We start from the raw sequence: 11,245 nt of genomic DNA, 5'->3' as shown, positions 1-11,245 counted from the left end.
GAAAAACGTCACTCGCCGTAATTTCTCAGAAGACAGACCGCCATCAGCGGATGTTTATTCTTGCAATATTATGAAGCCATGGCTCTGTAGTTTATACTTGCTGATATAATCAAAAAAACCGGAAATCCCGTAAAGGGACTTCCGGCTGCTGATGAATATCATGAAGTTGTCATCGGTTGAAGTATCCAATCAGCTTACTGGTGTCCGCTTTTGGATTGGGATGGTTTCAGGAAGCTCTTTATCACTTTCGCCAACTCTTCCGGAGCTTCCATCATGCTCATATGGCCGGCTCCCGGAATGGTCGCCTGCGTAATATTCGGATGATCGGCAGTAAAGACCTTCTCGGCAGGAATGACCTGATCCTTCTCTCCCGCGACCAGCAGCACCGGGAGTGTGGAAGCAGAGATGACATCCCGGCGGTCCGGGCGCTCGCGCATCGCCAGGGCCACGCCTGCAGCGCCTTGCGGCGGTGTCATATAACCGATTTCCTTCGCCTTCGCAATCAGCTGCTCCCGTGTTTCGGATTCATCCGGTGCGAAGAGCCCCGGCACCAAGCCGTCGATAAAAGTCGTTATACCTTCCGACTGGATGGTGCTTACCGCCTTCAGCCGCTTTTCTTTGCCGGCTTCGTCATCCGGATAGCCCGTGGAGTGAACAAGACCGAATCCGTTCAAGCGGGAAGCGTAGCGCTGGGTAAAGGAAAGCGTAACATAACCGCCCATGGAGTGACCGAGCATCGTCACCTTCGGCAGATCCAGCTCGTCCAGAAGCTTCAGGACATCATCGGCCATCTGCTCGATGGAGTAAGCTCCGAGGGGAGCGTCGGAATGTCCGTGTCCGCGCAGATCTGGCACAATGCAGCGGTAGCTTCCTGACAAGAGCGGTACGACTTTATCCCAGTATTCGGAATTGCCGCAAAAGCCGTGAAGAAGTACGATCGGTTCTCCCTGTCCCTGTTCGGCGTAGCATAGCGTATATCCGTCGCAAAGTACTTTTTCCATGATGATATCCTTCTTTCTTTATATCGAATGTGGGTACAGACTGTTCTCTGATCATGATTTTTATCATACCTTGAAGTTATGTATATTATTAAGCCAAAGGCCAGCCGTTGAAACGGGCATCCTGAACCTGGGAATGAAGTCCGAACGCATCCGCGGCAGATAAGGCAATTTGCCCTGCCATGCCCATGACATGATAGAGCGACGTCATCTGCAATGTGGAATACGGCTTAGGCCCTTTGACGTTCACGACGGCGGCAACGCTGTAATGCCCGACAGCCGGCAGCGCATGCCCGACCGATTGTGCGGGGAACAGCGGCTCATCGGAAACCAGATAGCTTCCGACGGACTGCGGCTGTCCTAAACAGGCATCCACGGCAACAACGATATGGTCCTCCGGTATGCCTGCCAAGCATGCTTCCAGCGAAGATGCATCGCAGGGCGCCGACATCGTGCCAACGACGTTCGGAAAACCGTATGCGCGGAGCCCGCTGCCCGTGAGCGGTCCAAGCGCATCTCCTGTGGATCGGTCCGTACCGATACATAGAAACGTGATTTGATCCAGACTGTAACGACTCCGGATATCCGCAAAAAAGTCGCGGAGTCCATCAGCCTCAATTCGTTTGCAGCTTCCGCTTTTCCCCCGAATCAGATGGGGATCCTGGATAGTCATGGCTAACGGCCCTCCCATGCTGCCTTTTTCGCAGCTTTTCCTTTGATTTTACTGCAAAACGGCCGGCAAGAAAAATCATTTTCCTGTATTATGGGAAAAGTCGTGCTACAATGATTACAGCTCGTTTTAAGAATAGAACCTGGAAAGGATGAACCGTCCCCATGGACTTGTCCCAAAAAAATGCCGAAAATATTGAATATATGATTGAGAGCATCAAAACCAAGCTGAGAATGGCCAGCGGTGCCGCGATGAGCGCCTCCGCATTCTCCGTCGATCAATACGAAGACATCCGCGACGTGTATGAGCTGGTTATGAATAAATCCAATCTGAGCATTTCCGAAGTCGAAGCCCTGGTATCGGAGCTCGGCAAGCTGCGCAGCAAATAAAACCGCCGCTCAGGCACGGTCTCTATACCGAAAGAGCCCCCCGATGTTCCTTCCGTACGCACATGTACGAATGATGGATCATCAGGGGGCTTTTCGTTCATGAAGCCATCCTAGGGAATATCCACGAGCACGAATTCCGCATCGCCTTCGCTGCTGGTCCCCTTGATTTGCAGGTCACAGCTGTTGCGAATACGGGCGGCGTCTCCCGGCTCGAGTTGGAAGGTGCCGTCATTGCAAGTAATTTCGATATTGCCGGAAATAAGGAACAGATACGTTCTTCTTTCCTCTTTCTGATCAAAAATGATCGCCTTGCCTGTTTCCAGAATTGGAATGTACAGCGAAACGTCCGCCTGGATCTGCAGTTGGCCTCCCTCGCCGGGTTCGCTCACCCTGCCGTTGACCACAGGCTGATCCAATTTGTTCAAACGCTCCTCTCTGGAAAGCTGGCGGGATGTCCAGGAAGGCTGGACGCCGGGCTTGGACGGCAGAAACCACATCTGCATAAACCGGACCGTCTCGTCCTCGGAAGGGTTGGTCTCGGAATGGCTGATTCCCGTACCAGCGCTCATGACCTGAACGGTGCCTGCCGGAAGCCTGGTCACGTTGCCCAAGTCATCATTATGCTCAAGTGTTCCGGATAAGACATAACTGATAATTTCCAAATCATGATGAGGATGTTTCTTAAAGCCTTGTTTGGGACTTAACTGGTTATCGTTATGTGCGAGCAGACAGCCAAAATGCGCATTGCTCGGATCATCGTAGTCGGCAAAAGAAAAGCTGAATTCACTGTGGATCCACTCTTTCTCCGAGGTATGACGTTCCGCTGAAGTCACTACTTTAATCATTTACATCCACCTCCATGAACAACTTTTATTGGATAAGCTTGATCTTGAATATGTAATTCTTACCCCTAACATTTAAGGATTAATCAGAGCGTTGAGGCGTTTAGGATAGAAAAATCTCCCCGGACGGATTCGGGGAGATCGTGTTTCTACCATATATGGGCGGAAGCGAAATTTCTGAAGGTGAATTTTACCTTTGGCCTGAATGTAAGCTGAGAGCGTGTTAACTGCCAGCCCCATCCTGCAAATGGAATACCGCTTCGGCATATCCCACATGCTTGCCTTCATCATTGTAAATGTCATGCGTGAAGGCTTCCCTAATCTGTTCGATCAGCCCTTTGTTGCTGTAGTCGATCTGGCTCAGGATAGACTCTACGATCCAGCCCCATTCCTCTTCCGAACCATCCAACACTTTAAAAGCAATGCCGAGGCGCTCCTTTTTCAGCCCAAAGCAGTAGACGCCCTTAAAGCCGCCCTTCGCGATAATGTTCTCATCCCGCAAAATCAGTGAATCGACGCGGCCGCTGCCTCCGACCATTTCCGGATAACGGTTCATGGCCTGCGCGATGGTTGTGACCGCTTCTCTCGTGGCTTCATCTTCAATCAGATCTGGACAAGCCAGCTTGAGGTAAGCCGAAGCCATGGCTGAAAGCGGGAGCGCAAATACCGGAAAGCCGCAGCCGTCGGTACCCAGGCTGATCTGCTTCGGCTCGATGCCGCACATCATGGCCACCGTTTCAATGATTTCCTTCTGCACCGGATGACCCGGATCCGCATAACCTTCAAGTGGATAGCCCTTCATTTTGCAGTACGCCAGTACACCCAGATGCTTACCCGAGCAGTTGTGGAACAAACGGCGCTTGCTTCCGTCATGCCGCAGCACATCCTCTTTGCTGTCTTCGCTCAGCGGATAGCTCGGTGCGCATACGAGTTCCTTTTCCGTTAGCCCTGTCTTTCTCATAATGCTCTCCAGCACTTCCACATGCACCGGCTGGGCCAGATGGGAAGCCGTCATGATAGCGATCTCCTGCTCGCTGAAACCATAGTGAGAAATAATGCCGCCCCGAATACCGGGAATCGCCTGCAGCGGCTTCGCTGCCGAACGGGTGAACGTCACAAAATCCGGCTCTCCCGCCGATGCCCCGATCTTTCCTTGATCATTCACGATGCATATATGTCCATGATGCGCGCATTCCATAATGCCCGCCCGATATTCCTTGACCAGTACCGATTCCATTGCCCATCTCTCCTTTAGGTGATTCGCTTATCCATCATACAACTTATTCAAATGAGTATAAAGGCAGCATTTTGGAAAAATCCGTGAACTCGATCAAACGCAAGTATAACCATTCACTTTTGTAAAGTCCGATATTTATTCAATTTAGCTTAAATATCGCCTGATATATCTATCATTCTTCCTCATACAATCATTTACTCCTATTATGTCCTACCTTGTTTCAGGTCTACCTCTCCCGTTTAAATACGAAGTAAGCAAGACGAGAAAACAACTTCATCTTCATCCTAATAGAAAGGGAGGCGATCGTCATGTGGGCAATTATCATCACCATCGTGATGGCCATCATCATCGGGATTATCGGTGACGCACTGGTCGGACATGAGATGCCAGGAGGGATTCTCGGCGCTATGGTCGCTGGTTTTGTAGGCGCTTGGGTAGGAGCTTGGCTGTTCGGAGACTGGGGCCCTCATCTTGGAAACTTCGCTGTCATCCCAGCGATTCTCGGGACTGCGATATTCGTATTTCTACTCGGTCTCATCAGCAAATTGTTTACCCGTTCAACCTAACTATAAATATGAACTAAGAATAAGGAGTGATTTGAGATGAATAAAGCAGAAACGGAATACCCAGTACAAAGCGGCAGCACATTCTTTAAAGGTGCCCTCATCGGCGGCCTCATCGGCGCAGCGGCAGCATTGCTGTTTGCTCCGAAGCCTGGACGCGAGCTGCGCGGCGATTTGTCCGAAAAAATCAGTACGATGACGGACAAATCCAAAGAAGTTGCTTCCGTTGTCGGTGAAAAAGCGACGGACCTGGCTAAAACGGTCAGCTCCAAAACGACAGACCTGGCCAAGTCGGTAAGCGAAGGCAAAAACAGCATTATGGAAAGCGTCAAGCAGGCTTCCGCCGACGTGTCGGATGATGTGAAGGATGCATCCAAGGATATTAAAGATGCTTCGGAAGATGCTTCCCGCGACGTCCGCAAAGAAATGAATAAGACATCGTATTAAGGAGCAGCGGCTAAAGCGCCAAGCTTTAGAGAAGTCTGTACAGATGTACTATTCATCAGAACAGCCAGCTGACCAAGCTGGCTGTTTTTGCGCAAAACTACAACCGTCGGCTGCCTTGCATGCCGAAGAAAGCAGGGATGAACCGTGAGCAAAACAAACCCGTATAACGTGGATGAACATCCGTTTGAATTACGACATGAAGTCAAACGATTAAACAAACGCTTGGACCAGATTGCGGATTCCCTGGAAAAGTCCCAGGTCAAGGATATTATCGAGAATTATTCCAACCCGAAAAAAAGAATCATTTCTAACTTCACTTCAGGCTTGGCGCGCGGTCTTGGCTTGTCTCTGGGGACATTCGTGGTCCTGGGCCTCCTCGGTTATGTGCTAAGCCTGTTCGTCAGCATGCCGGTCATTGGCGATTACATAGCCAGGCTCCAGGAATACATCGATGCATACAAGCAATAGGCTGCCGGTTCGCCTCCCTCCAAAACAGCCGGCTGCCTGTCCTAAAGAAAGCCTGAAGATTCTGAAATTCAGCGTCTTCAGGCTTTCTTTATGCCGTCCGCTAGGGACGTTAAATCTTAGAATCCTTGGCTTTTACCTTAAGCAAATCCCCTGTCCAGCCCTTGCGATGCATCCACCAGTACATGCCCCCGGTAAACAGGAACGTCGCGAGCATCACGCCGATAAAGCCCCATGGCGTTTTGATCGCAGGCAGATTATCAAAGTTCATGCCCCAGATCGCGCCCACCACGGTTGCAGGCGTGAAAATCGCCGTCAAAATGGTCAGCGTCTTCATGATTTCATTGCCCCTGAAGGCAGAAACCGCATCATCGATCGCGATAAGGGTATCGATCTCATCTTTATAGTGCCGGAACAAACGCTCCATCCGCTCCATCCGGTGCACCAGCTGCATGAATGGACGGCTTTTCTCCAGCTTGTCCAGATATCCTTCTTTGGCAGCAGCCAAAAATTCATCGAACGGCGTAAACAGGTTGCTCCAATACAGAAGTACAAAGCGCGAGCTGAGGATTTTATCCATCAGATGGCGCTGGTTGTCCATTTCCATCGCACGCTCGATTTCCCGCAGATTGGCTTCAAAGAGATCCAGGCCCAGATGAAAGTAATGCAGCAGCGTCCGGACAAGCACAAACATGCCCTCCGCAGCATGCTGGCATTGATGAAGCATCGCCGTCCGCTCTTTGGTGGCCATGATTTCCCTCGTATTCTGATCCAAATTGATCGTGACCAGGATGTCGTTCTGCACGAAAAAATGAAACCGGTCGATATGGCCGCTATCGGTCACCTCGTCCTTGATTGAATACGGCAGCGTTCCGAAAATGACGGCATCCACCCCGTTCGGGAAGCGAACCGACATATAATTTTCGCCTACGTTCGGAATCACTTTAATCCATTCTTCCATGATCGGAAATTGCTCCTGCAGCTTCTGCAGCATCTCACAGGAGAAGTCCTCCACGCAGATATCGTACCACTGCCAATGCCCGGCAAATGATAAAATATTATTCGTGTACGCTTTAGTCGACGAGTCCTTTACCATCCGTTTTTCGCTCCTTTCCCAAATCAAAGCACCCGCTCTGTTACCATTCGTATTTAGGCTCCACCATAAAAGGACACGCAGCATATTCTCGGGAGAGAACATGGCGTGTCCTTACGAACTTCCGGTCCAAAGCGCATCATAAACGGGAAGCTTGTCCTTCATATCGATGAATTAGACATGATTTCTTTTAGTTTTTCGGTTGCTCTCTTTTGGATCCTCGACACGCTCATCTGCGAAACGCCCAGCTTTTGGGCGATGGAACGCTGCGACTCTCCATCCTGGAAAGCCAGCAGAAGCACTTTTTGCTCTTGCTCCTTCAGTTGGCTGAGAGCCTGCTGCAAATCCATTCTTTTTTCGACGGAATCGTAGTCGTTAACATCCGAGCTGATCAGTTCGCCAAGCGTTGCTCCCGTCTCTTCCTGCGAGAGCGGAGAATCCAACGAAACATAATGATAGCATTCGCGTCCAGCGAGCACTTCTACCGTTTCTTCCACGGACAGATCAAGGAACTCGGCAATTTCATTCACATTCGGAGAACGTTCAAGCTTGACGGTCAGCTCATCGATCGCATGCTGAACAAGCGCTCCTTTTTCCTTAATCCGCCGCGGCACCTGGATGTACCAGGATTTATCACGAAGGAAGTTTTTCATGTGGCCGATCATGCTTTTCATGGCATAGGGCTCAAAAGGAATCCCCAGGCTGATATCGTACTGCTGAAGCAGACGGATCAGCGCCATCTGGCCAACCTGATACAGGTCCTCGTATAAATCCGGCCGGTTGCGGGCAATTTTGCCGGCAGCCATTTTCACCATGGGCTCATATTCTTTGATTAGAACGGTAGCGATGTCATTGTCTTTGGTTTGCTGGTATTCCCAGATCAAGCCGACAGCCTCGCTCATGGACTCTGGGGGAGTCACGTTATCGTTCATACTTTCTCCTCACTTCTCATGAGGCGTTTTGTCATGACGACCTTCGTTCCGCGCCCGGTTTCATTTTCGATGCTCACATCATCCATCAGCGCTTCCATCAAATAGAAACCAAGTCCCCCAATTTCCACATCATGAAGCTCTTTATCATGCAGCGTCACGCTGTTGCGTCCCGGAGTCATGCGCTCAAAGCTTTCCCCTTCATCCCGTACGGTGATGGACAATACATCACGGTTTACTTCAAAAGCGACCTCAACCATGCCGTCTTGTTGGTTGTACGCGTACAGTACCGAGTTATTGCATGCCTCCGATACCGCGACTTTCATATCTTCAATATCCTCGTAGGAAAAGCCCATCTTAGAAGCAATTCCGTATAAATTTAATCTGACAATATCTACATAATCAGCTTGGGCTGGTAGTGTGATGATGACTCTTTGAACTTCAGCATTCATACTTTCTTCGATCCTTTCCTATTGGGAATTCTCATTAGGGCTGAAAAACTTCGCGATACCCGTCATGTCGAACAGCTTCTGGATTTGAGAAGGAACCTCATCCACAACAAAGCGCGCATTCATGCCGTGTCTCGCTTTTAGAATGGATAGCAGGATACCGATACCGGTGCTATCGATATATTTCAAATCCCTCATGTTAATGATCAAATCAAGATCCGAATCCCCTACAAGCGGCTCCATGACAAGTCTGAAATCGGGAGCAACCGATAGATCGAGTTCTCCACTGAGGTACACGGTGCAAGATCCTTCATTTCTCTGCGTCGTTGCATTGAACTTTTCGTTTTTATTTGTATTCATAGACATTCTCTCCCGATAAATAAATTGAACTAAAGATGTTGGTCTCCTGCTGTCGCCATATGGAGCTCAGGAGCCCGGCTTCAGTTCATTTCATATAATTGTATTCTTTATCAAATAACCCTGAATACGTAATGTTGAATCACAATAAGCACAATATTCACGAGGTAATGTTTTCCTGCTCCTGATGGATTCGATTATCCGATGTATAAGATTCACGCGATAACGGAATGGGGTAGCGGCTCAGCAGCTGTTTGACGCAGCTCATCTTGACGGGCTTGCTGATGTATTCATCCATGCCCGCTTCCCTGCAGCGGGTCTGTATCCCTTCCATCACGTTCGCCGTCATAGCGATGATCACCGGCTTGCGGCTTTCGGGCTTCTCATTTTGGCGAATCTGTTCCGTTGCCTTGAGCCCGTCCATCACCGGCATCTGCAGATCCATGAATATAAAATGGTAGCCCGGTCCCGTCTGTGCCTTTTCCACAGCCTGCTTACCGTCTTCTGCAATATCGGCTTTCAGTCCCAGCTTGCCAAGCATGCTGACCATCAGCTTCTGGTTGACCGGATGATCATCCACGACCAGAATGCTGGGGGACGCATCCTTGTCCCGATCCACTTGAAGACTCAGCTCTTCGCAGCGCCTGCTCAAGGCTTCGTCCGGTTCCGGCTCCTTGACGACGATGTTGAAGATAAAGACCGCGCCGTTCTCGGCCGAGGATTCCACGTGGATGTCCCCGCCCATCATTTCAACAAGCGATTTGCAGATAGCGAGCCCGAGCCCGGTACCGCCATATTTTCGTGTCATCGAGGAATCCAGCTGGGAGAAAGGTTTGAAGAGACGATCGATTTTATCCGCGGAAATGCCGATGCCGGTATCCTTGACGGTAAACTCGATATCGATGGCATCTGCGGACTGCTCTTTCGGGGAAACCATCAAGTATACACCGCCCTGTTGGGTAAACTTCACCGCATTGGCGATCAGATTGATCAGGACCTGGCGCAGTCTCGCCATATCACCGAAGACCACATGAGGAATATGCTCGTCAATGAAGTACACCAGCTCCAGGTTCTTTTTGCCGGCTTCCACAGAGAATAGGCTGAAGACTTCCTGGATACAGTTTTGAAGATCGAAAGGATGCTCTTCGAGCTCCATTTTTCCGGATTCCATTTTCGTGAAGTCCAAAATATCATTGATGACCGTGACGAGCGCATCGGCGCTTCGGCGGATAATCTCTGAGTATTCCTTCTGCTCTTCCTTCAAATCGGTCTCCATCAGCAGATCCACCATACCGATGACGCCGTTCATGGGCGTGCGGATTTCATGGCTCATCATCGCCAGAAACTCGGTTTTCGCTTTGGCCGCGATCTCCGCTGCTTCCTTGGCTTTGACCAGTTCATGATTGATCTTCTCCAGCTCCTGCGTTTTTTGCTGCAGCAGCATGGACTGGGTTTTATGCTTTTTATTCGTCAGGTACATTTCAACGAAGCCTTCGATTTTCGATTTCAGAATTTGCGGAATAAAGGGCTTGACCATATAATCGATCGCGCCCGCGGAATAGCCTGCGAACAGATGCTCCGCTTCCTTGCTGTTTGCCGAAATAAAAATAATCGGAATGTCCTTCGTCTTGTCCCTCGCCTTAATAAGCTTTGCCGTTTCGATCCCGTCCATTCCCGGCATTTGGACATCCAGAACGATTACGGCAAACTCGTCTTTCAAAAGGCAGCGCAGCGCTTCTTCGCCTGACGTCGCCTTCACAAGATTGTACTGCTCACTCTCCAGCACGGCTTCCAGGGCAAGTAAATTCTCCGGACGGTCATCTACCAACAATATATGAATCGGTTCTTGAACCCCCATGGAATCCTCCCATTACCTATTTAATCTTCCGGTATATCTTCTCTACCCGGTCCAGCGGTTCATAGCAATCACTGTACTCCGTAAATTGAATGGACTCTTTCGATCCGAGAACCAGAATACCGAAACGGCTTAAACTTTCATGAAACAGGCCATGAACCTGATCTCGAAGCGTATCGTTAAAATATATCATTACGTTTCGGCAAAAAATGACGTTAAATTCATTAAATGAACGATCTGTTGCCAAGTTATGCTCGGCAAAGATCATGTTTTTCTGTAGAAACGGCTTGAAGATCACTGAATTGTACTTCGCCGTATAATATTCCGAAAAGGAGCGGGTTCCGCCCGCTTCAATATAATTTTTCGTGTAAAGCTTCATTTTCTCGATGCCGAATATGCCTTGCTTGGCAATGTCGAGCGAACGGTCATTCATGTCTGTCGCATAGATCCTGGACTTTTCATAGAGCCCTTCCTCATGCAGAAGAATCGCCATGGAATATACTTCTTCGCCCGTCGAGCACCCCGCATGCCAGATCCGGATATACGGATAGGTGCGGAGCAGGGGTACGATCTTCTTGCGGAAGGTAAGAAACAATCCGGGATCCCTAAACATTTCCGTCACAGGAATCGATAGATTATGAACCATGCGTTCAAACACCGGTCTCTGGTGAAGCACCTTTTCCTGAAGCGCAGAAATATTTTTCAAATTTTCGGAATGGATAAAATGCCATATTCGCCGCCGCAGCGAAGGTAGCGCATAGTTTCGAAAATCATAGCCGTAAAGCCGATGTACACCTTCCAGCAGCAGCTCAAGTTCGATATCCTCGCGCTCGCGATCCCCGTTTTCCGGCAAGCTGTCATCATAGTCGTCAGATATGCAAAAATCCATTCATTTTCCTCCTGAGTTCTTTCTTACGGAATACAGCATTCAATATCATTCATGACTTCTTC

Annotated in this window: 14 protein-coding genes; 4 read left to right on the top strand and 10 right to left on the bottom strand. The window is 49.5% G+C overall.

Going from position 1 to position 11,245, the window contains the following annotated elements; translation table 11 throughout:
* Positions 1-194 precede the first annotated feature (194 nt).
* Positions 195-1,001, bottom strand: a complete 807-nt coding sequence (locus tag PCH05_RS19895; protein WP_127605097.1) for an alpha/beta fold hydrolase — start codon at positions 999-1,001, stop codon at positions 195-197.
* An 88-nt stretch (positions 1,002-1,089) separates the two neighbouring features.
* Positions 1,090-1,671: a spore protease YyaC gene (yyaC, locus tag PCH05_RS19890; RefSeq protein WP_127605095.1), complete on the bottom strand. Its 582-nt coding sequence runs from the start codon at positions 1,669-1,671 to the stop codon at positions 1,090-1,092.
* 161 nt (positions 1,672-1,832) lie between these two features.
* Here yyaC and PCH05_RS19885 point away from each other — a divergent pair, with 161 nt between their 5' ends.
* The gene (locus tag PCH05_RS19885) at positions 1,833-2,057 is read left to right on the top strand and encodes a DUF1128 family protein (protein ID WP_127605093.1); all 225 of its coding nucleotides are present in this window, start codon (positions 1,833-1,835) and stop codon (positions 2,055-2,057) included.
* 110 nt (positions 2,058-2,167) lie between these two features.
* On the opposite strand, the gene PCH05_RS19880 is transcribed toward PCH05_RS19885, so the two are convergent.
* Positions 2,168-2,902, bottom strand: coding sequence for a pirin family protein (locus PCH05_RS19880; protein WP_127605091.1), 735 nt, complete (start codon positions 2,900-2,902; stop codon positions 2,168-2,170).
* Positions 2,903-3,122: 220 nt separating this feature from the next.
* A complete protein-coding gene (locus PCH05_RS19875; RefSeq protein WP_127605089.1) occupies positions 3,123-4,136 on the bottom strand; it encodes an asparaginase in 1,014 nt (337 codons plus the stop codon).
* Positions 4,137-4,444: 308 nt separating this feature from the next.
* Here PCH05_RS19875 and PCH05_RS19870 point away from each other — a divergent pair, with 308 nt between their 5' ends.
* The 3 genes from PCH05_RS19870 to PCH05_RS19860 all read left to right on the top strand — a co-directional run bounded on the left by PCH05_RS19870 (position 4,445) and on the right by PCH05_RS19860 (position 5,614).
* The gene (locus PCH05_RS19870; RefSeq protein ID WP_127605087.1) at positions 4,445-4,702 is read left to right on the top strand and encodes a GlsB/YeaQ/YmgE family stress response membrane protein; all 258 of its coding nucleotides are present in this window, start codon (positions 4,445-4,447) and stop codon (positions 4,700-4,702) included.
* 36 nt (positions 4,703-4,738) lie between these two features.
* Entirely contained in the window at positions 4,739-5,146 is a 408-nt protein-coding gene (locus PCH05_RS19865; protein ID WP_127605085.1) for a YtxH domain-containing protein, read from the top strand.
* 144 nt (positions 5,147-5,290) lie between these two features.
* The gene (locus PCH05_RS19860; protein WP_127605083.1) at positions 5,291-5,614 is read left to right on the top strand and encodes a DUF5665 domain-containing protein; all 324 of its coding nucleotides are present in this window, start codon (positions 5,291-5,293) and stop codon (positions 5,612-5,614) included.
* Positions 5,615-5,723: 109 nt separating this feature from the next.
* On the opposite strand, the gene PCH05_RS19855 is transcribed toward PCH05_RS19860, so the two are convergent.
* From PCH05_RS19855 to PCH05_RS19830, 6 genes are all read right to left on the bottom strand, one after another.
* Positions 5,724-6,707: a magnesium transporter CorA family protein gene (locus PCH05_RS19855; protein WP_127605081.1), complete on the bottom strand. Its 984-nt coding sequence runs from the start codon at positions 6,705-6,707 to the stop codon at positions 5,724-5,726.
* A gap of 158 nt (positions 6,708-6,865) precedes the next feature.
* A complete protein-coding gene (locus PCH05_RS19850) occupies positions 6,866-7,636 on the bottom strand; it encodes a sigma-70 family RNA polymerase sigma factor (RefSeq protein ID WP_127605079.1) in 771 nt (256 codons plus the stop codon).
* The gene (rsbW, locus tag PCH05_RS19845; RefSeq protein WP_127605077.1) at positions 7,633-8,085 is read right to left on the bottom strand and encodes an anti-sigma B factor RsbW; all 453 of its coding nucleotides are present in this window, start codon (positions 8,083-8,085) and stop codon (positions 7,633-7,635) included. Before rsbW ends, PCH05_RS19850 begins: the two co-directional genes overlap by 4 nt.
* 18 nt (positions 8,086-8,103) lie before the next feature.
* A complete protein-coding gene (locus PCH05_RS19840; protein WP_127605075.1) occupies positions 8,104-8,442 on the bottom strand; it encodes an STAS domain-containing protein in 339 nt (112 codons plus the stop codon).
* A gap of 157 nt (positions 8,443-8,599) precedes the next feature.
* Positions 8,600-10,297 (bottom strand): hybrid sensor histidine kinase/response regulator, encoded by a 1,698-nt coding sequence (locus PCH05_RS19835; RefSeq protein ID WP_127605073.1) that lies wholly within the window; start codon positions 10,295-10,297, stop codon positions 8,600-8,602.
* 16 nt (positions 10,298-10,313) lie between these two features.
* Positions 10,314-11,183, bottom strand: coding sequence for a CheR family methyltransferase (locus PCH05_RS19830; protein WP_127605071.1), 870 nt, complete (start codon positions 11,181-11,183; stop codon positions 10,314-10,316).
* Positions 11,184-11,245: the final 62 nt, after the last annotated feature.

The sequence above is a fragment of the Paenibacillus chibensis genome (genome assembly GCF_004001045.1).
Lineage (GTDB): Bacteria > Bacillota > Bacilli > Paenibacillales > Paenibacillaceae > Paenibacillus_AQ > Paenibacillus_AQ chibensis.
This window is presented reverse-complemented; position numbering and strand designations above follow the sequence as displayed.